Genomic DNA, 20,391 nt, shown 5'->3' with positions numbered 1-20,391 from the left:
ATGATGNTNCCNGTCCGGTGTTTCACNTGTGGCACGGTCATCGGTGAACACTACGAGGAGTTCGAGGCCCGCGCCAGCGACGGCGACGAAGACCCAGCCGAAGTCCTTGACGACTTGGGGCTGACCCGGCACTGCTGTCGTCGCATGATGGTATCGCACACCGACCTCGTCGACGTAGTTGCCCCATACCAATGAGCATGCATTACAACCGCTACGAGAAGGCACGCATTCTCGGCGCGCGGTCGCTGCAGATCTCGTATGGGGCACCGGTGCTCGTCGAGACCGACCAAAGCGAGCCGATCCTCATCGCGGCTGAGGAGTACGATGCGGGCGTGCTGCCGTTTACGATCAACCGAGACCAATGACACGAATCAGCTCAGTTTCACTCCGACGCGTACTGGACTCCCGTGGCAACCCCACGGTCGAAGCAGACGTCCTGACCGACTCCGGCGGCTTCGGCCGCGCCGCAGCACCCTCGGGTGCCTCGACCGGCGAGTACGAAGCCATCGAACTGCCGCCGAAGGAAGCCATCGCCAACGCCCGCGAACACGCGGTCCCGCGGCTGGTCGACTCCGTCTATGCGGGCGACCAGCGCGAGGTCGACAACACGCTTCGGGCGGCCGACGGCACGGACAACTTCTCCGAGATCGGTGCCAACAGCGCGGTCGCCATCTCGATGGCTGCCGCCAAGGCCGGTGCCGACGTGCTCGGTGCCCCGCTGTACCAGCACCTCGGCGGCGCGTTCCGCGGTGACNANTTCCCNATCCCGCTCGGNAACGTCNTNGGNGGNGGCGANCACGCCNNNGACGCNACCGACATCCAGGAGTTCCTCGCNGCNCCNGTCGGCGCGCCNAGCGTTGCCGANGCGGTNTTCGCCAACGCGAAGGTCCACGCCGCAGCCGGCGATATCCTCGATGAACGCGGCATCGGGGCCGGCAAAGGCGACGAAGGGGCATGGGCTCCGCCAGTCTCGGACGCCGAGGCCTTCGAGATTATGGACGAGGCGACCGACCGGGTCGCCGAGGAGGTCGGCTTCGAGATCAAGTTCGGCCTCGACGTGGCCGCCACGGAGTTCTACGACGAGGACAACGACGCCTACGTCTACAGTGACGGCGAGAAGTCGACCGACGAGCAGATCGAGTACATCGCCGGGCTCGTCGAAGAGTACGACCTCGCCTACGTCGAGGACCCCCTCGACGAGAACCACTACGAGGCCTTCGCGGAGATCACCGACCAGGTCGGCGATCAGACGATGATCTGTGGCGACGACCTCTTCGTGACCAACGTCTCGCGGCTGCAGGACGGCATCGACGCCGGCGCGGCAAACAGCATCCTCATCAAGCCGAACCAGATCGGCTCGCTGTCCGATACCTTCGATGCGATCGAGCTGGCCGTCGAAAACGGGTACAAGACGATCATCTCTCACCGCTCGGGCGAAACCGAGGATACGACGATCGCCCACCTCGCGGTGGCCACCGACGCCGACTACATCAAGACCGGTACCGTCGCCGGCGAACGAACCGCCAAGCTAAACGAACTGATCAGAATCGCGGATGACGCAGTATGAGCGACAACGACACTGAACTCGAAGCACAGGACGACGCGGCCGACGACGCTGCCGCGGCCGACGAGCCTGTCGATGACGAACCGGACGCCGACGCGGCCGCCAGCGGGGCAGCCGACGCCGACGAAGCAACCGACGCAGACGCCGACGCAACGGCCGAAGCCGACGCTGCCGACGAGGCAGCAGACGCAGATGCTGACGCCGACGCCGCGGAAGATGCCGAGGAAGAGGAAGACGCCTCACCGTTCGACGACGACGTGATGCCGGACGACGAGGCCGACCTCCTCATNCCCGTCGAGGACTACCTCGNNGCGGGNGNCCACATCGGGACNCANCAGAAGACNCAGNNCATGGAGCGGTTCATCCACCGTGTCCGCGACGACGGTCTCTACGTCCTTGACGTGAGCCAGACCGACAGTCGCATCCGCACNGCCGCGNNNTTCCTNGCGAACTACNACCCNGAGCAGATCCTCGTNNCNTCNTCGCGNCAGTACGGCCGNTTCCCGGCCGAGAAGTTCGCNGACGCCGTCGGCGCNCGNGCNCGCACNGGNCGGTTCATCCCGGGGACGCTGACNAACCCNGACTACGNNGGCTACATCGAGCCNGACGTNGTGGTCGTCACGGACCCCATCGGCGACGCCCAAGCGGTCAAAGAGGCGATCACCGTCGGGATCCCGGTCATTGCGATGTGTGACTCGAATAACCAGGTCAGCAACGTCGACCTCGTTATTCCGACGAACAACAAGGGCCGCCGCGCACTGAGCGTCGTCTACTGGCTGCTCGCCAACGAGACGCTCGACCGACGTAACGCCGGCACGCTCTACGAGCTGGAAGACTTCGAAGACGCGCTGTAAGCTGTTTTCGGCACAGATTCGTTTCTCCATTCGTTGCCGCCGAAGAGCGACAGCGGTGCCGCGGCCGAGTGCATGGCCTTCTTGGGTGAGCACCGACCTAGCCGCGGGCGATGACACCGCTTGAGTTGTCCCTCCGATTGGTCGCCGGCCTCGCGCTGATCCTCACAAATGGCTTCTTCGTCGCCATCGAGTTCGCGCTGACGCGTGCCAGGCAGTTCGAGAAAAGCGAGTTCATCGGCGACCGCCCCACGCTGGAACGGGCCTGGCAGATGACACAGAGCCTCGAAATCTACCTGACGACCTGTCAGGTCGGGATTACCGCCTCCTCGATTGCGGTCGGGATCGTCGCCGAGCCAGCACTGGCGGCCATCTTCGAGCCGCTGTTCGTCGGCGGCCCGCTGGCCTCGATCGGTGCGGGTGCGATCNTCGCCTTCNNNATNATCAANCTCGTCCACCTCACCCACGGCGAGCAGACGCCGACGTATCTCGGCGTGGAGCGGTCGCGGTTCGTCTGCCGCTACGGCGCCGCGCCGCTGTACTGGTTCTACCGGATCATCTCGCCGATCATCACGCTCGGCGACTGGNTCGCNAANGGNACNCTNNNGCTGTTCGGNNTCGAGATGACCGGCGCGTGGCTGGAAACCGAGGAAGACGTACTGGAGTCCCGCGCCGAGTTGCGGAACGAACTCGGCTCGCTGCTCGACGAAGGCGAAATCCCCGAGGAACGCCGCGAGGAAGTGCTCAACGCCCTCGACGTGGGCGAACTCCCGATCAGCGAGATCATGGTGCCGGTCGACGACATCGTCGCGCTCTCGACAGAGCGATCAGTTTCAGAGAACCTCGACCGCATCCGGCATACGCCACACACCCGGTTCCCGCTCGTCGGCGACGAGCTAACCGATTTCCGGGGCGTTGTTTACTCGCCGTCGATCATCGACCACTACGACGCGCTACAGGCCGGCGAGGAGAGTTTCGAGGACATCGCCGCGCCGACGATGACTGTCGCTGCCGAGACGAGCGTTAGCGACGCCTTCGATCAGTTCCAGGCCGAAGATCAGGAGCTTGCGCTCGTGTTGCAGGACGGCGAAGTCGTCGGGTTGGTGACCGCGACCGACGCGCTCGAAGCCGTGATGGGCGATCTCGAAGATCCGCTTGATACGCGATACGACCGCTGACGGCGTCTCCCGAACACAGCGAAAACGCAATTTTCTGGAAACCGGTAACGCCAGTGCGCGATATAGCGCGTGCACTCAGCAGTTTTCGTCGTATGTAGTTATCCGACTGGCCGTAGCAGCGAGGGGTTCCGATCGGACTACGCCAGTCTATAATAGACCGTACTTCCGTCTTCTGTCTCCACTTCTTTCGTCGTCACGATACCTTCTTCGACGAGTTCAGCGAGTGCTTCATCGATGTCGTTGACAACGATCGTCGTGGCGGCAACGTCGCCAGCGAAATCGATCAATCCGTCAGCGAACGAGCCAAGTGAACTGTCCGTTCGGTCCATGAATACAGGACTGAAATCAACGCCGAGGACGATCTCTCGCTCGGTGAATGCTCTGTCTGGCCGGTCACTCAGAAACGACGTGACGAGATCCTTTTCGGTTTCAATCGGATCGTCCGCATCGTCGGCACTCGACTCGTCAATGCTACCGTCGATAGTTCCTGCCTTGAATTCGTCATTGGAGATTGGCATTCTGTGCTGGCGGGTATGAGGACGAGGAGTAATTACCTGTCGAACATACTGAGAGTCACTGTCGCCAACAGCCGACTGGACGGCTGCCGAATTATCTCTGTGGGCACTTACTGCGCGATACGTGCCGCTATCCGACCGATCATCGCCGTTCAGCCAACACTGCCGACTCACAGGTGTTGAAAAACAATGTCCGCACCACCGTGCGGACCAGCGTGCATTCCCTGTTCCCGTTTGAGGAGGGCGAGGGCCACACCCCAAACACGTGAGTGCCGGTCACTGCGACCGACGAGTCACATGCCCCTGTTTCACATGGAGATATATAAAAGCCTACGCTATACCTGTTTACACATGACAGTCCGCGTTCCGACTCGATCCGCTCGGCGTGGTGAGGTGCGACGATGACCGTCGTCAGCGCGCCCGGGAAGGTGTATCTCTTCGGCGAGCACGCCGTCGTCTACGGCGAGCCGGCCGTTCCTTGCGCGATCGAGAAACGCGCCACCGTGACGGTCGAACCGCGCGACGACGGCCACGTCCGCGTCGAGGCCAACGACCTCACGCTCAACGGCTTTGCCGTCGAGTACGCCGACTCGCCGAACGACCGCCCGGATGTCGACGTGCCGAAACGACTGCTCGACGCCGCGACGGGCTACGTCGACGCCGCCGTCGAACAGGCCCGCGAGGCGGCCGACGCGCCCGACGCCGGCTTCGATATCTCCGTCGATAGCGAGATCCCGCTCGGCGCGGGGCTGGGCTCTTCGGCGGCGGTCGTCGTTGCCGGTATCGACGCCGCCACCCGCGCGCTGGGCGAGCCACTCGACCGTCGGGAACTCGCTGACCGTGCCTACCAAGCCGAGTACGACGTACAGGACGGCCAAGCCTCCCGGGCCGACACCTTCTGCTCGACGATGGGCGGGGCGGTCCGCGTCGAGGGCGACGACTGTACCCGCTTAGCCACGCCGGAACTCCCCTTTGTCGTCGGCTTCGACGGCGGCGCGGGCGACACCGGCCAGCTGGTCGCGGGCGTTCGTTCCCTGCGGGACCGCTACGACTTTGCGGCCGATACGGTCGAAGCCATCGGCGACATCGTTCGGCAGGGTGAGTCGTTGCTCACCGACGCAGACCCTGACAGCGACCCGAGCGCGGAGTTGATCGGCGAACTCGGCGAACTCATGGATATCAACCACGGCCTCCTGTCGGCACTCGGTGTCTCCTCGCGGTCGCTGGATACGATGGTCTGGGCAGCTCGTGAAGCCGGAGCCGACGGCGCGAAACTCACTGGCGCGGGCGGCGGCGGCTGCATCGTCGCGCTCGATGCGACCACCGAGACCGAAACGAGCCTTCAGTACACGCCGGATTGTGAGCAGTCGTTCCGCGCCGAACTCGCCACCGACGGCGTTCGCCTGGAGGAAGAATAATGGCCGGCGCGAGCAGTGGCGACCTGACGATCCTCAAACTCGGCGGCAGCGTCATCACCGACAAGGACGCCCCCGAAACCGTTGACGACGCTGCCCTCGACAGCGTCGTCTCCGCAATCGCCGATTCCGAGTCGGTTGCTGGCGAGGGCGACGCGGCAAACCTGATCATCGTTCACGGCGGCGGCAGCTTCGGCCACGTTCACGCGGCCGAACACGGCGTCTCGACAACCGAGGGAACGCACGATCTCGAAGCGGTGACGGCGATCCACGGTGCGATGAAACGACTCAACGGCGTCGTGATCGACCGCTTGCAGGCGGCTGGCGTGCCGGCCGTCCCCGTCCATCCGCTATCGGCCGTCGCCCGCGATGCCGACGCCGAACTGTCGCTGCCGACGGGGGCTGTCGACGGCCTGCGCACGGAAGGGTTCGTTCCCGTCCTGCATGGGGATGTGATCGCCCACGCCGGCCAGGGAGTCACTGTCCTCAGCGGCGACGAACTCGTCACGGGACTGGCCGAGCGACTCGGCGCGTCACGGGTCGGGCTCTGTTCGACGGTCCCGGGCGTCCTCGATAGCGACGGCGACGTGATCGATGCGATCACCGATTTCGAGTCGGTCGCTGCGGCATTGGGCGACAGCGAATCAACCGACGTGAGCGGCGGGATGGCCGGCAAAGTGCGAGAATTACTCGCGCTGTCGGGGCAGGCGCGAATCTTCGGCCCCGACGGTGTCGGCCCGTTCCTCGCTGGCGACGCGCCGGGAACGCTGATCGACTAATCCTTTCTTACCGACCGGATCGGGTTCGGATATGGCGGAGAAATTGGAGACACTTCGAAAGCCCCGACTCGCTGGCGTCGGGGGGCTCGCTGCGGTCCTCGGCCTTCGGCCTGCGGTCCTTACATCGCCCGCCTTCCGCCAGCGAGTCGCCCCTTTCAGTCCCGCCCGATTGCGGCTGCTTGGCCTGCCAACGGGGTGGGACTGAAAGGGGCCGGCGGCTCGGCGTGCCCGGACGACGCAAGCACCGCAGGAATGAGCGGAGCGAGTGACGAGGAGCGCAGCGAGTCCCGGGAGTCGAGCCGCCGGGGGCTTTCGAGGTGTTTTCGATCCAATCACACCCCTCTGAACAGTACCCTACGCCCGGGACCAAACCCTTATTCGGCGGCCGCGCCGACCGACGCGTATGGATGCCGACGACGTGCTGTCGTTACTGTCGAGTGTCGAGGACCCGGATCTCGACGACGATATCGTCTCTCTCGGCCTCGTCAACGCCGTCGACGTCGACGACGGGACGATCCGCCTCTCACTCGCGCTGGGCGCGCCCTACGCCCCCCACGAATCACAGATCGCCGAGGACGTACGCGAGGCCCTCGCCGAGACCGGCCACGAGGTTGAGTTGACGGCGGCGATGCCCGCTGGACTCCGCTCCGAGGACGAAGTCCTCCCCAACATCCAAAATATCATCGCCGTCGCCTCAGGCAAGGGCGGTGTGGGGAAATCGACGGTTTCGGTCAACCTTGCGGCCGGACTGGCCGAACGCGGCGCGCGAGTCGGGCTCTTCGATGCCGACATCTACGGGCCGAACGTCCCCCGGATGGTCGAAAGCGATGAGGGGCCGGAGGCGACCGATGACCGGACACTGATCCCGCCGGAACGCTACGGGATGAAGCTGATGAGCATGGACTTCCTCGTCGGTGCGGACGACCCGGTGATCTGGCGCGGGCCGATGGTCCACAAGGTGCTCACTCAACTCGTCGAAGACGTCGAATGGGGCAGTCTCGACTACCTCGTCGTCGATCTCCCACCCGGCACCGGCGACACCCAACTCACCGTTCTCCAGACGCTGCCGCTGACGGGTGCGGTCATCGTCACGACACCCCAACAGGTCGCCATCGACGACGCTGTCAAGGGATTGCGCATGTTCGGCGAACACGAAACCCCTGTGTTGGGCATTGCCGAAAACATGTCGTCGTTCCGGTGTCCCGACTGCGGCGGCACCCACGACATCTTCGGCAGCGGCGGCGGCGAGGCCTTCGCCGACGAGGAGAACCTCCCGTTCCTCGGGGCGATCCCGCTCGATCCGGCGATCCGGGCCGGCGGCGACGGCGGCACACCGATCGTCCGCGAGGACGGCGACACGGCCGACGCCTTCCGCACGCTGAGCGAAAACGTCGCCAACAACGTCGGCGTTGTCCGTCGCCAGCAGGCGAGTAATCACACGAAAAGTACGCCGGAGCAGTAGCGCGCCGCGGCTTCAACGATCCGCTTGAGCGTTAGTCGACGCGAAGCTCAGTTTCTATCGCCGGCTCAGTCAGAAGCGTCTTGAGCCGCTCGGCCGCCGGTCCGGTTTCGGCCGTGTTCTCCATCAGCACCGTCTCGCTGGGGAAGAGGTTCTCGCCGAGGACAAGCCCGTGGTCGCGGGCCGTCGAGCCGGTAACGGTGAGATAGACCCCGAGGCCGACATCGGCGATGGCGGCTTCCTCCTCGGCAGCCTCGGTGGGATAGACGAACTCGATACCGTCAGTCGCGTCGGTACCGAGGACGGCCGAGACGAGGCGTTCGTACCGTGGTGAGATACAGAGCGGGCCGGTGTAGTCGGCGACGAACGCGCGGTCGAGGTCGGCTCCGTCCAACAGGGCCGGCGTCGCCATCAGTGTGTGATAGACGGTATCGCCGAGGCCGGTGGCGACGGCCACGTCGGTGTCGGTCGGGTTGATGCGGGCGTTGATCTCCGCCAGCGAGCCGACGCCTTCGGGTTGGAGTTCAACGACCTCTTCGAGGACGAGATCCGCGCTGTCAAAACCGAGGGCGAACTCGTGGGTACGCAGCGACCGGAACGGCTCCTCGCGGCCGATCAGCCGGAGGTCGAACTCGCCGACCGAGACGGTCGCGCTGTCGAAGACGAGCCGGCGAGGGTAGCCGTCGCGGTCGTCCCGCAGCAGGGTGTACTCGACGGCTTCCGGGTCGTCGGTATCGCTGTAGTCGGCCAGCCGCTCGTAGGGGCCGCGGTCGGCCGTCTGGCTGTCCTTCGTGATCGCTTTTTCATACCGGAGCGTCGAGGTCACGCTGTCGGCGATCTCGCTCACGTCGTCGCCGTCGGCGACCGACGCCAGCCGTTCGAGCACTGCTTCCAGCGGCCGCCCCTTTCTGGGCACGGCGACTGGAACCGTTTGACTCATTTGCGGAACGTCGGCGGCGGGGGCCTAAACGGATTCCGTTTCGCCGCCGCGACGCTGTGACCGATACTCGCGGATGCGGTACTCGTCGGTTCCGAAAAAGTCCGTCTCGCTCAGTTACTCCTCGCCGCCACCGCCACCCATCCCGCCGAAGGCCGAACTGAGGCCTTCGCGGAACTGTTCGAGCGTCTCGATGCCGTCCTCGACGTCGTCGATGCGGGCTTCGATTGCAGCGATGTCCTCCTCGTCGGCCGCGCTCTCGGCGACGGCTTCCAGTTCGGTGACTGTCTCCCGCAGCGAGGCGATGTCGTCGCTGAGGCTCGTCTCGATCGAATCGAGGTCGTCACGCAGCGCGTCGAGATCCGACTGCAGTTCGCCGACTTCGTCGTCGATGCTGTCGACGCTGTAATCGAGGTCGTCGACCGTCGAGTCGATGTCGTCGATATCCGACGCGAGGTCATCGACATCGTCGCCGAGGCCGTTGATGTCCGCGTAGGCGGAGTCGATGTCGGTGTCGATCCGGTCGAGGGAGTCCTCGATATCGTCGACTGCAGCGTCGACGTCGCCGGCAGCCGCGAGGGCTTCTTCGGCCTCTTCCTCGGTTGCCGTGATCCGCTCGTCGAAGTCGTCGAGATCGGTGTCGATGTCGGCGATGTCCTCGCTGTGGTCCGCTTCCAGTCGGTCGATCTCGTCTTCGAGATCCTCGATTTCCAGTTCGAGATCGTCAACGGTGTCGTCGAGGTCCGCCCGTTCGGCCTCGCCGGACTCGACAGCCTCGTTGAGGCCTGCGACTTCGCTTTCGAGCTCGCTCAGGTCCTCGCGGACGCCCTCGAGGATGTCGTCGCCCGTGCCCTTGGTGTCGATGAAGTCCTCAAGCGCGTCGGAGTAGGCTTCCAGGTCTTGGACCTGCGACTGGAGCCGTTCCAGTCGGACCTCGGCACTGCGCGGGAACGCCGAGCCGAGGTGGTCTTCGAGGAGTTCGCGGTCTTCCTCGGCAACGTTGTCGTTGCGGAGTTCCTCGGCCAGCGCGGCGGCGATGCCGCCATCGCCCACACTCACGGCGGCACCGCCGGTCGCTTCCGACTCGGTGCCCGGATCGGTCGGTGTCGGTTCGTCCTCGTCGTCTGCCGTCTGTTCGTGGGAATCCATCGTCGTATCAGTGGTGTCGTCAGTAGCCGCTTCCGCGGATTCGTCGCCCGGTTCGTCGTCGGTCTCGCTCTCGCCGAGTAGGTCGTCGGTGTCGTCGTCGGTCTCGCTGTCGAGTTCGTCGTCTGCCGTGCCCGTTTCGACAGCGGTGTCAGCGGTTTCTGGCTCGTCGTCGACTGTCGCCGTCTCGTCAGCGACGATCTCCTCGCTGTCGTCGGCGTCGGATCCAGTTGCCGTTTCCCAGTCCTCGTCGTCCGCTGGTTCGTCGGCTTCGTCGTCCCCATCGGCGTCGGGGCCGGTTGCGGGGCCCCACTCGTCGTCCTCTTCGATCGGGTCTTCCTCCTCCCAGTCGCCGCCCGTCTCGGCCCAGTCCTCGGCGTCGTCGGTCTCCTCGTCGTCCGCTGGGTCGTCGGCGTCGTCGCTTTCGCCGGCCGCTGCCTCGCCGGCGTCGCCGGCGGTCGCCGCGACTGCGTCGGATGGCTCCTCGGTCGTCTCGGGTTCGTCGTCGACTGTTTCGGGTTCGTCATCGACCGTCTCGGCTTCGGCGTCCTCGGTCGCCTCGTCGCTGTCGATCGGATCGAGTTCTCCGGAGTCGAGGCCCGCTTCCGCGGCCGGGTCGGCCGCCGGTTCGTCAGTTGGTTCATCCGCGGTCGGCTCTTCGTCCGGCTCAGCCGGTTCGTCGTCAACGTCGGCTGGCTCTGGCTCTTCGGTTGTCTCGGCAGCTTCGGGCTCGTCGCCGTCGTCGGCCGTCGCGTCTTCGTCGTCCGATTCGGGTGGGGTGGTGGCCTCCTCCGGCGACAGGTCGGATTCGCTTGGGTCGCGTGGCCCGTCGAGCGGCGTGCCGTCCCCGCTGCCCGGCAGCGAGGACCGTTCTCCGGAGAGCACTTCGCGGATGAGTTGGCTGTTGTCCGGGCCGAGAACGCCTTCGAGATCCGGGTCATCCTCGTCGCTGGGGGCGATTTCTTGGATCTCCGGGGCCGAAAGGAACTGTTGGAGTTCGTTTTCGTCGTCAGTCCGGATCCCGTAGACGGTCGTGAGTTCTTCGCCCGGATTGAGGGTGTGTTCGAACTCGACGCGGTGGTTCTTGTAGGCCGTCCACGAGTCGCTCTCGTACTCCGGATGGAAGCCGACGCGTTCCATCGGGAAGGATTCGGGTATCTGGTCCGTCAGGCGGACTTGGATCGGTGCAGCCGCGTTCGACGTGATGGTGAACGCGACCGCCGGGACGGGGAACTCGTCGGCGGTGACGGTTTTCTCGACGGTTACCCCGTCGTTTGACACCGTCACGGGCTCATCGGTGTCTGGCCCCTGGCTCATAAAAAAGACTACTCAACCAGCGACTTAAAATGTGCGGGCCGCCCGGAGCGGTCGGGCGGCTGACAGCTCCCCGGCGTCGACGGCGCGTTACCGGTATTCTTCGAGGTTGACCATCTCCGCTCTGGCCTGCTGTCGGCGGGTGGCCCGCTCGGCCAACTTTTCCATCCGCCGCCGGTAGGCGGTCCGCTGCCGCATCGCCTGTCGCCGACAGCGTTCTTGGGTCATCCACACGTGCCGGTCTTCGTCCGTCGTCTCCGAGTCCCAGAACCACACTGGGAGGTCGTAGTCGGTTATCATAGCGTGACACCCCCGTAGACTGGCGGTGTGGCGCGTGCCCTCAGCCCGGTCTACATGTAAACGAACGTCCGTCAGCGACTTAATTCTTTGTCTGTTTTGATAATTGCGCGCACACCCGAAAATACTAGCTAAAATTCGCGCTTTACACCGGTATTATTTCGATTTTAACTCTAATACTACTAGTTTCTAATTTTCAATCTCTATATCGCGGCTCACAACTCGACGCGATCCCCGATTTCGACGATCTCCAGTTCTTGTGGATGCTCGTAGGACTGTGCGTGGTGGTGGAGGACCGTCGGATCGGCGGTCATGCCTTTCCACATATCCCAGTGGCTCGGCAGCAGGCGGTCGAGTTGGAGATCCGAGGCGGATTTCACCGTCTCGTTTTCGGTCGCGTACCACTTCGTCCGTACCGGCTCGCGGGTCTCCTTGTCGGGGATGTTGCCGATGGCACCGAACGCGAGGATGCCGAGATCGATGTCGTACGTTTCGCCGAGATCGGCAAAGTTGTCGGCGGGTTTACTGTCGCCGGCGTGGAAGATCGTCCCCGACTCGTGTTGGATCATGTAGCCGACCGGGTGCGTCGAGTCGGCGTCCTGCGTTTCGACGACATCGACGGTGAACTCGCCGATATCGAGGCTGTTGCCCTCCGTAACTTCGGTGAACTGTGATTCGCTGATATCGTAGCTGTCGAGCCACTCCTCGTCGTCGAAGGCGACGCTGAGGCTGTCATCAGGCGCGTAGAAGTCCGCACCCGTCCGTTCGAGAATCGGTCCCTGACTCGGGCCGTGGGTGTGGTCGGTGTGTTCGTGCGTTGCCAACACGGCGTCGGCTCCGGATTCGGGCACGTCTTCGGGATCGAACGGGACCGGAATCATCCGGATCGTTCGCGGCGGATCGCCGAGGCCGACGTAGGGGTCGATCCAGATCGTCGTCCCCTCGCTGCCCTTGATTACGAAGCCGTTACAGCCGAGATACCAGACGGCGACGGTCTCGGGGTCGGCGTCGGCGACGGCGTTCGGCAGCCAATCGCCCCAGTCGCTGACTGTCATAGGCGGGTATGCGACCCGGTTCGTTCTAAACGTTGTCGTCGCGGCCGAGATGGGTCACGGATTCGGCTACAGCCAGTCGGCTTCGGGGTCGATGTAGCCCGCGGGCTCCTCGCCGTCGAACACCGCGAGGATGTCCGTTGCGATGTGTTCGTTGAGTTCCGCCAGCGACTCCTCCGAGTAGAACGCCGCATGCGGCGTCAGGATCACGTCGTCGCGGTCGGCCAGCGGCGAGTCCGTCAGCGGCTCGTCCTCGATCACGTCGAGGCCGGCGGCCGCGATCTCGTCGTTCTCAAGGGCCCACACCAACGCCTCCTCGTCGATGATCCCGCCGCGGCCAACGTTGACGAGGACGGCGGTCTCGCTCATCTTGCCGAACGCCTCGCGGTCGAACAGGTGCCGTGTTTCGTCCGTCAGTGGCGCGTGAACCGAGACGTGATCGGCCGTCTCAAGCAGTTCGTCAAGCGGCACCTTCTCGACGCCGTAGTCGGCCATCTCTTCGGAATCGACGTAGGGGTCGGCGGCGACGATCTCACAGTCGAAGCCGGCGAGTTTCTCGGCGGTCGCTCTCGCCAACTGACCGAACGAGAGGAAGCCGACCGTCTCGCCGGTCAGGCGGTGGATCGGCTGGCCGTCGGCCCAGTCCCACTCGCCGCGTTTGACCGCGCGGTCGTAGACGTTGAGCCGGCGAATCGATCCCAACAGCAACGAGACCGCATGCGTCGAGACCTCCTCGCGGCAGTAGTCGGGCACGTTGACGACGGTGACGCCGTGGTCGGCTGCCGCGGGAATATCGACGCCGTCGACGCCGACGCCGGCGCGAGCGACGATTTCCAAGGCTTCGCACGCCTCGAAGACGTCGGCGGGAACAGGGGTGTTGACATCGACGACGAGCGCGTGAGCGTCGCCGGCGGCCTCGATGATGTCGGCCGACGAGTCTAGGGTGGCGGTGACAACGTCGATATCGTCGCCGAGCGCTGCCTGGAGGGTCTCGGTGCGGATCATCGGATCGTCGTTGACAACAACAGTCGACATAGATGTGGGTTGCCACGGGACGGTAATGAATCACCCTTGTTTTCTCACTGTCTGGGGATTCGGTAGCGACGCTGTCCTCGGGTTACTGGGCGGTTCGATCCCCTCCCGCGAGTCGGATTCGTCTTCATCTCGCCAGCATACACGCGACTTGCGACTCACCGGTCAGAGGCCGTCAGCCCGATACCGACCAGCACGACCGCGCCGCCGATCATCGTAAACAGCGTTGGCGACTCCCCGAGCAAGACGAGCGCGAGGATCGTCGAGCCGACTGGTTCGGCGAGCAGCGAGACCGAGACGATGCTCGACTCGACATGGGCGAGCACCCAGTTGATGACGGTATGCCCGAACAATCCCGGTCCGAGCGCGAGCCCGGCGAAAAGGAGCCACTCGCGTGGGGCATATCCCGTCAGTGGCGCGCCCTGTGCGAGGACGATCCCGAGCAGGACGACCGAACACACACTGTAGACGACCACGACATACGGGACGAGCGAGACGCGCTGGCGCAGTGACCGGCCCGCGAGGACGTAGCCGGCCGCCATCACGGCCCCCAGCAGCGCGAGGGCGTTGCCCAGCATGGGGTCGGGCCCGACGAGGACGCCACCGAGCAGGTCGCCGACCGACATCGTCACCATCCCCGCGATAGCGACGACGATGCCGGCGACGATCCGCGCCGAGAGCCGCTCCGAAAGCAGGAGCCACGCGCCGACGGCGACGAAGAGCGGTTGGGCCTGTACCAGCGTGACGCTCGCGGCGACGCTCGTCCACGCGAGACTCTCGAACCAGGCGGCGAAGTGAACCGCAAGCGCGACCCCCGACAGCGTCGCAAACGCGAGATCCCGGCGGTCGATGCGGGCGAACTCGGTGCGGTACTTCCAGCCCGCGACCGGCAGGAGCGCGAGCGTGGTGAACAGGACGCGATAGAACGCGGCGACCGACGACGGCGCGGTCGTCAGCCTGACGAGGATTGCGGCGGTACTGATGGCGACGATAGCGACCGCGAGGCCGGCTGCCGGGGGTATTTCCTCGTCGAGAGCCTGCAGAATATCGCCCGCCATCATGCCACCCGTTTTTTAGCAGTCATTGCTCGGTGACACTCCGTTGTTGATCCGTGTCGTCCGCGTCGTCCGCGCGTTCCCGGCTGACGATCCAGACGCCGCCACCGACGACGAGACTGCCGACGACGAAGCCGGGACCGATCCGCTCGCCCAACAGGAGCGCGCCCAACGAGATGCCGACGATCGGCTGCAGGAAAAAGAAGACGGCGACAGTCCCCGCCGAGACGAATTCCAGTCCCTTGTACCAGAGATACCACGCGGCAGCAGTCGCGGCCAGCCCGAGGTAGGCGGTTGCGAAGATCGATTCGGCGGTCACCGGGATCGAGCCGATGCCGCGACGGAGGACGGCGAGTTCGACGGCGGCCAGCACGGCGAGCATGGGCGTGGCCGCGATCGTCGAGTAAGTGGCAGCAGTGAGTGCCGAGTACTTCCGGACGACCGAGACGCCCCAGACGGTATAGCCGGCCCAGGCGAAACTCGCAACCACGAGCAAGCCGACGCCGGCGGCGTTGCCGGCGGCGATGGTCGTCAGGTCGTACTGGCCCGCGAGGACGATGACGGTCCCTACGGCCGCCAGCGCGATCCCGACAGCCTTTCTCCGGGTAACGCGCTCGCCGAGCACGCTCGCGCCGAGGCCGACCGCGAAAACTGGCGTCAAGACCGTCAACAACGAGCCCTGGCTGGCGTTCGTGAGTTCGGTTCCGAGGAACTGCGTGGCAATGGTGACCGCTACCCAGCCACCGAGACCGACGAACGCCGGCCAGTCCGCGCGGTCGATGCCCGCCCCGCCGTCGCCGCCGAGGGAGCCACGCCTGTTGGTGGCAACGACGCCGAGCCAAAGTGTGAGCGCGCCGAGTGCGACCCGGAAAAACCCCATCGTGACCGGCGGGACGAACGCGAAACTCCACTTGCTGACGACGAACATCCCGCCCCACAGCGACGCGGCCGCGAGCGGCCCGAGCGCGAACGCGTACGGGCGAAGTCCCCTCACGAGTCGACATCAGCACGGACGCGAATAGGTGTCTCGAACCCGGCGGCAACGTGTCGCTGGAACTGCTGGTTCGACGACGCCACGCGAGTCAGCCTCCACCGAGGTAGAGCTTCGAGACCTCGTCGCTGTCGAGCAGCGAGTCGGCCGCGCCGTCGAACCGGACGGTTCCCTGGTCGAGGACGTAGCCACGGTCGGAGATGCCGAGCCCCTTCTTCGCGTTNTGCTCGACCATCANCACGGCCGTATCCATGTCGTTGACGGCCTCGACGTGGCTGAAGACCTCCGCTGCCGTGTTCGGTGCCAGCCCCGCCGAGGGCTCGTCGATCAGCAACACGTCGGGCTCCATCACGAGCGCGCGAGCGAACGCCAGCACCTGACGTTGGCCGCCGGAGAGCGTGCGCGCGTTCGCGCTNCGCTTCTCNNNGAGNANCGGGAACCGNTCGTANAGCNNGTCGATGACGGCGTCGAGGGCGTCCTCGCGGGCGACGCCGCCCATCCGGAGGTTCTCCTCGATGGTGAGGCTCCCGAACACGTTCTCCGTCTGGGGGACGTAGCCGACCCCCTCGCGGACGATATCCTCGGGCGCCATNCCGCCGATNTCGNNGCCGTNGNANNGGACGGTTCCCTCCCACGGGTCCAGCATGCCGAAGATCGTCTTGAGCACGGTCGATTTCCCCGCGCCGTTCGGGCCGATGAGACAGACGATCTCGCCGGCATCGAGGTGTAGCGAGCAGTCATCGAGGACCTGCACGTCGCCGTAGCCGCTGTCGACGCTGTCGAGTTCGAGGACGTGGTCGCCTGTCAGCTCGGTGCTAGCCGCGGTTCCGCTGTCGGTCTGACTCGTCTCGTCCGTGGGAGCGTCGTCAGTGGTATCGTTCGTGCTCATGAGTTAGCCTCCGAGGTACGCATCGATGACGCGCTCGTCGTTTTGGACCGCTTCGGGCGTGCCCTCCATGAGGACGTGCCCGCGGTCGAGGACGATCACCGGGTCGGCGAGACTCATCACGAACTCCATGTCGTGTTCGATGAGCAGAAACGTCGTCCCCTGCTCGTTGAGTCGCCGGATCTGTTCGGCGAGTTTGTTCCGCAGCGTCGGATTCACNCCNGCNNCCGGCTCGTCNAGCANCAGNANCTCCGGNTCGGCGAGCATCGCACGGGCGAGTTCGACGAGCTTCATCTGCCCGCCNGAGANNTNNGTCGCCGGCTGGGTCGCNAGGTGGTCGATCTCGAANTNNTCNAGNATCNGCTGGGCGTCCTCAAGGTTCTGCTGTTCCCGTTGACGGACCGATTCGGGATCGGTGAACAGTTTNACGAACGACTCGCCGGGCTGTNNCNGNGGGCCGACGAGCATCGCCTCNCGGACGGTCATCCCNTCNAGNTTNCGNGGNGTCTGGAACGTCCGGATGAGNCCGTGATCGGCGATCTCGTAAGGTTCCATATCGGTCACGTCGGTCCCGTTGACCTCGACGCGGCCCGCGTCGCTCTCGTAGAATCCCGAGATGAGATTGAATAGCGTCGATTTCCCGGCCCCGTTCGGGCCGATGAGACCCGTGATCGTGCCGCGTTCGACCTCGAAGGTGGCGTGGTCGGTTGCGACCAGCGCGCCGAAGGATTTGACGAGGTCCTCGACGCGGAGGACGACGTTCTCCTTGTCCATGTTCGCAGCGACCTCCTCGCTAGAGGTGTCGCTGTTGGCCACTTGTGAGGCTTGGCTATCAGTCATTACTCTCACCTGCCTTGGAGCCGCGAACGCCGCTGTCCGGCTGTTCCGGCGCGTCGTCGACGACGGTGGGCCAGATGAGTTCTCGCTGTGGCGGCAACACGCCCTGCGGCCGGAACCGCATCAGGAGGACGATGATGACGCCGATCAACAGGAGCCGCAGCGGCGCGATATCGAAGGGGATGAACTCGAAGGCGTTGAGGAACCGCGTCCCCTCGCGGATGGCGANGANGACGAANCCNCCGAACANNGCCCCGCGGTTCGAGCCGCTCCCNCCGAGAATGACGGCGATCCACACGTAGAACGTGTTGATCGGCTCGAGGTCGCCGGGGCTGACGAAGAGGTTCAGGTGGGCGTAGAACACCCCCGCCAGCGCCATGATGACGCTGCCGAGCACGAACGCCTGCATCTTGAACGCGTAGGTGTCCTTGCCGAGCGCCTCCGCGAGGTCCTCGTCCGAGCGGATCGTCCGCANNACGCGNCCCCACGGCGAGCGGTGGGCNCGCTTCAGCACGAAGTAGCTGGCGGCGATAAACGACACGACGACCACGACGTTCAACAGCGCGCTCCAGAACGGCTGCCGAAGCACAACGGTCCCGCCAGGGAGCCACGAGACGGCAACGGACGGCATCGTCTGTGGGAACGTTTCGAGCAGGGGCCAGCCGTCGAAGAACGCCGGGATGCCACGGACGCCGGAACTCCCGTTTGTCACCTGCTCCTCGTTGAGGATGATGATGCGAACCACTTCCGCCAGGCCGATGGAGGCGATAGCGAGGTAGTCCGCCCGGAGTTTGAGCGTCGGAATCCCGATAAGCAGCGCGAGGATCGCCGCGAGGACGAGCGCGACGAGCAACCCGACGACGGGCGCGAGATCCCCTGCAATCGGCGAGGAACTCGCCGAGGCGAGTGCCGTTCCGTAGGCACCGANGCCGAAGAANGCNGCGACGNNGAAGTTGATNAGGCCGGTGTACCCCCACTGNACGTTNAGCCCGANCGACAGNAGNNNGTACATNCCNNCGAGNCCGACGAGNNACAGGAAGTACGTCGGTGCGAGGCTGCCGGTGAACAGCCCAGCGAGCAGCAGCACGATGAACCCGATGATGAAACCGCTGACGCCCTGTTCGGCGCGGGTAAGCCCGCTCCAGTAGGCTTTCGGGTCATCGGCGATAGCTCGTAGCGACATCTCAGACCGCCTCCCCAGCGATGCCGCTCGGTCGCACCAGCAGGACGGCGACCATGATGACGAACGCGATAGCGTTCGCGTATTCGATGCCGATTGGAATCCCCCAGGAGTCGGGGACGAGCGGGAGTAGTGTGCCCAACTCCGAGAGGACGGGCGTCAACTGGGTGACCATCCCGATGAGGACGCCGCCGAGCATCGCCCCATAGACCGAGCCGATGCCGCCGAGGATAACCGCAGCGAAGATGATGAGCAGCAGGTCAAACCCCATGCGCGGCGCGAGCCGGCTGAACAGACCGAGAAAGACGCCGCCGGAGCCGGCGAGGCCGGCCCCGATGACCCAGGTCCACAGTTTGACCCGGTCGGTTCGGATGCCGCTGACGCGGGCGAGATCCGGGTTGTCGGCCATCGCGCGCATCTTCCGGCCGAGGTCGGTGTACTGGAGCAGGACGTGCAGGCCGGCGACCAGCAGCGTCGCTGAGGCGACGATTGCTACGTCGTGAAGGGTCACGCGAATCCCGTACGGCAGGAGCGCGTCGATGGGTCGCAGTGCCGGGATGTCGTAGCGGGTGAAGTCGGCACCGAACCCCATCTGGATGANCGCNCGNTAGANGAANGCGANCCCGATNGACGTGATGAGCAGGCCGATNGAGNCGANGTCNANCGNNTCGTAGACGANCTTNTNGGTGACNACNGCGACGANGGCGGCNANNCCGANGCCGACGACGAGTGCGACGAAAAAGCCGTATGGCAAGCCGAGGACGGTCCCGCCGAGTCCGCCGACGGCACCGAAGGTNACCAGNGCNGCGTANGCNCCGACNGTCATCGTGTCNCCGTGNGCGAAGTTGGCGAAGTNGGCGATNNNGTANACNAGCGAGAGCCCGATGCTCNNCAGCACGATGATNCTGCTGNACACCAGCCCACTGGCGAGGAGGTCGAGCACCATCTGTCGGGTTAGGACTCGATGAAGCCGATCGGTTCGTAGCTGTGATCCTGAACCTCCTGGATCTGCAGGAAGCCAACCGGGTCCCCGTTCTCATCGAGGTCGATTGGCCCACTGACGCCCTGATAGTTGACATCGCTCGGGCCGCCGCCGTCGGCGAGGATGTCGTGGGCTGCCTGGTAGGAGCTGACCTCCTCGCCCTCGGGTCGAGTCACGTCGCGGACCACCTCACCCAGTGCCGCGCCGGAGAACTCCTCGGCGGCCTGGATTGAGAGTGCTGCCGTGATGACACAGTCGTAGGCGTAGGCCGACCACACGGTCGGCGACTCGCCGTACTCGCTTTCGAACGTCGAGACGAAGTCCTGGTAGCTCTGCTGCTCCTCGGGCGCGGAGGGGACGACGATCTTCATGCCGTCCATGCTGCCTTCCGGCGTGTTCTCGATGACGTTGTCACCGGAGACTGAGTCGGCCCCGTACAGTTGGGCTTCGTAGCCACTGGAGAAGATCTCGTTGACCATCGTGGCGAACTCGGCCTGATAGGTGACGAACAGCCACGCGTCTGCATCGGAGCCGTTCATCTCGCTGACCACGCCGGAGTACGACGACTGATCCTGGTCGTGGGGGTTGTTGTAGGCGATGTCGCCGTCCCACGCGTTGACGAAGGCGTCGGCGAGACTCGATCCGTAGTTGTTGTTGACGTAGGTGAGCGCGACGCTGTCGTAGCCGTCCTCGGCGATGATGTTCGCCAGCGCGGTCGATTGGGTGCGACCGGTCGGCGACATCCGGAGCAGNCCGGGGAAGTNCGTNAGNNCNNGGCNCGTNGAGTTCTGGCTCAGCTGTACCACGTCGGTTCCCTGAATGACCGACTCGTAGATCGACAGCGAGACGCCAGACCCGACCGCGCCGATGACGAACGGGACGCCGTCCTGGTTGACGAGCTTCTGTGCCGCGGAGACGCCG

Annotated in this window: 20 protein-coding genes and 1 pseudogene (1 of these 21 running past the window's edge); 8 read left to right on the top strand and 13 right to left on the bottom strand. The window is 65.0% G+C overall.

The window, feature by feature from the left end:
- From EGH24_RS10805 to EGH24_RS10785, 5 genes are all read left to right on the top strand, one after another.
- On the top strand, window positions 1–195 hold the full coding sequence (locus EGH24_RS10805) for a DNA-directed RNA polymerase subunit N (RefSeq protein ID WP_142980150.1): 195 nt from the start codon (window positions 1–3) through the stop codon (window positions 193–195).
- Window positions 192–365: a DNA-directed RNA polymerase subunit K gene (locus EGH24_RS10800; RefSeq protein ID WP_142444403.1), complete on the top strand. Its 174-nt coding sequence runs from the start codon at window positions 192–194 to the stop codon at window positions 363–365. The genes EGH24_RS10805 and EGH24_RS10800 overlap by 4 nt, the downstream gene beginning before the upstream one ends.
- Window positions 362–1,567, top strand: coding sequence for a phosphopyruvate hydratase (gene eno, locus EGH24_RS10795; RefSeq protein WP_142980149.1), 1,206 nt, complete (start codon window positions 362–364; stop codon window positions 1,565–1,567). The genes EGH24_RS10800 and eno overlap by 4 nt, the downstream gene beginning before the upstream one ends.
- The gene (rpsB, locus tag EGH24_RS10790) at window positions 1,564–2,418 is read left to right on the top strand and encodes a 30S ribosomal protein S2 (RefSeq protein WP_142980148.1); all 855 of its coding nucleotides are present in this window, start codon (window positions 1,564–1,566) and stop codon (window positions 2,416–2,418) included. The genes eno and rpsB overlap by 4 nt, the downstream gene beginning before the upstream one ends.
- Window positions 2,419–2,528: 110 nt before the next feature.
- Window positions 2,529–3,593: a CNNM domain-containing protein gene (locus tag EGH24_RS10785; RefSeq protein WP_142980147.1), complete on the top strand. Its 1,065-nt coding sequence runs from the start codon at window positions 2,529–2,531 to the stop codon at window positions 3,591–3,593.
- A 137-nt stretch (window positions 3,594–3,730) separates the two neighbouring features.
- On the opposite strand, the gene EGH24_RS10780 is transcribed toward EGH24_RS10785, so the two are convergent.
- Window positions 3,731–4,111 (bottom strand): hypothetical protein, encoded by a 381-nt coding sequence (locus EGH24_RS10780; protein ID WP_142980146.1) that lies wholly within the window; start codon window positions 4,109–4,111, stop codon window positions 3,731–3,733.
- A gap of 398 nt (window positions 4,112–4,509) precedes the next feature.
- Between EGH24_RS10780 and mvk the strand changes: the two genes are divergently transcribed.
- From mvk to EGH24_RS10765, 3 genes are all read left to right on the top strand, one after another.
- Window positions 4,510–5,526, top strand: coding sequence for a mevalonate kinase (gene mvk / locus EGH24_RS10775; RefSeq protein ID WP_142980145.1), 1,017 nt, complete (start codon window positions 4,510–4,512; stop codon window positions 5,524–5,526).
- The gene (locus EGH24_RS10770) at window positions 5,526–6,302 is read left to right on the top strand and encodes an isopentenyl phosphate kinase (RefSeq protein WP_142980144.1); all 777 of its coding nucleotides are present in this window, start codon (window positions 5,526–5,528) and stop codon (window positions 6,300–6,302) included. The genes mvk and EGH24_RS10770 overlap by 1 nt, the downstream gene beginning before the upstream one ends.
- A gap of 403 nt (window positions 6,303–6,705) precedes the next feature.
- Window positions 6,706–7,764, top strand: coding sequence for an Mrp/NBP35 family ATP-binding protein (locus EGH24_RS10765; protein WP_142980143.1), 1,059 nt, complete (start codon window positions 6,706–6,708; stop codon window positions 7,762–7,764).
- 31 nt (window positions 7,765–7,795) lie between these two features.
- Here the strand turns inward: EGH24_RS10765 and EGH24_RS10760 are convergent, their stop codons facing one another.
- From EGH24_RS10760 to EGH24_RS10705, 12 genes and pseudogenes are all read right to left on the bottom strand, one after another.
- Window positions 7,796–8,701 carry a hypothetical protein gene (locus tag EGH24_RS10760; protein WP_142980142.1) on the bottom strand — a complete coding sequence of 302 codons (906 nt, stop codon included), beginning with the start codon at window positions 8,699–8,701 and terminating at the stop codon, window positions 7,796–7,798.
- A 114-nt stretch (window positions 8,702–8,815) separates the two neighbouring features.
- Entirely contained in the window at window positions 8,816–11,161 is a 2,346-nt protein-coding gene (locus EGH24_RS10755) for a hypothetical protein (RefSeq protein ID WP_142980141.1), read from the bottom strand.
- 87 nt (window positions 11,162–11,248) lie between these two features.
- A complete protein-coding gene (locus EGH24_RS10750; protein WP_142980140.1) occupies window positions 11,249–11,458 on the bottom strand; it encodes a hypothetical protein in 210 nt (69 codons plus the stop codon).
- Between the two features lie 212 nt (window positions 11,459–11,670).
- Window positions 11,671–12,510: an MBL fold metallo-hydrolase gene (locus EGH24_RS10745; protein ID WP_142980139.1), complete on the bottom strand. Its 840-nt coding sequence runs from the start codon at window positions 12,508–12,510 to the stop codon at window positions 11,671–11,673.
- A gap of 66 nt (window positions 12,511–12,576) precedes the next feature.
- Window positions 12,577–13,542: a C-terminal binding protein gene (locus EGH24_RS10740; RefSeq protein WP_142980138.1), complete on the bottom strand. Its 966-nt coding sequence runs from the start codon at window positions 13,540–13,542 to the stop codon at window positions 12,577–12,579.
- Window positions 13,543–13,697: 155 nt separating this feature from the next.
- On the bottom strand, window positions 13,698–14,597 hold the full coding sequence (locus EGH24_RS10735) for a DMT family transporter (RefSeq protein WP_142980137.1): 900 nt from the start codon (window positions 14,595–14,597) through the stop codon (window positions 13,698–13,700).
- 22 nt (window positions 14,598–14,619) lie between these two features.
- Window positions 14,620–15,588 carry a DMT family transporter gene (locus EGH24_RS10730; RefSeq protein WP_281284937.1) on the bottom strand — a complete coding sequence of 323 codons (969 nt, stop codon included), beginning with the start codon at window positions 15,586–15,588 and terminating at the stop codon, window positions 14,620–14,622.
- Between the two features lie 88 nt (window positions 15,589–15,676).
- Window positions 15,677–16,474, bottom strand: a complete 798-nt coding sequence (locus tag EGH24_RS10725) for an ABC transporter ATP-binding protein (RefSeq protein ID WP_142980136.1) — start codon at window positions 16,472–16,474, stop codon at window positions 15,677–15,679.
- A gap of 3 nt (window positions 16,475–16,477) precedes the next feature.
- Window positions 16,478–17,245 carry an ABC transporter ATP-binding protein gene (locus tag EGH24_RS10720; RefSeq protein WP_246057971.1) on the bottom strand — a complete coding sequence of 256 codons (768 nt, stop codon included), beginning with the start codon at window positions 17,243–17,245 and terminating at the stop codon, window positions 16,478–16,480.
- Window positions 17,246–17,303: 58 nt separating this feature from the next.
- Entirely contained in the window at window positions 17,304–18,491 is a 1,188-nt protein-coding gene (locus tag EGH24_RS10715) for a branched-chain amino acid ABC transporter permease (RefSeq protein WP_142980134.1), read from the bottom strand.
- A gap of 1 nt (window position 18,492) precedes the next feature.
- The gene (locus EGH24_RS10710) at window positions 18,493–19,434 is read right to left on the bottom strand and encodes a branched-chain amino acid ABC transporter permease (protein ID WP_142980133.1); all 942 of its coding nucleotides are present in this window, start codon (window positions 19,432–19,434) and stop codon (window positions 18,493–18,495) included.
- A gap of 8 nt (window positions 19,435–19,442) precedes the next feature.
- Window positions 19,443–20,391 (bottom strand): annotated as a pseudogene (locus EGH24_RS10705) (ABC transporter substrate-binding protein) (it continues 305 nt past the right edge of the window).

Origin of the sequence: Halonotius terrestris (genome assembly GCF_006861665.1) — an archaeon.
In the GTDB taxonomy this organism is placed as follows: Archaea; Halobacteriota; Halobacteria; order Halobacteriales; family Haloferacaceae; genus Halonotius; species Halonotius terrestris.
The sequence above is the reverse complement of the archived record's forward strand: the minus strand, read 5'-3'. Positions and strand labels throughout refer to the sequence as shown.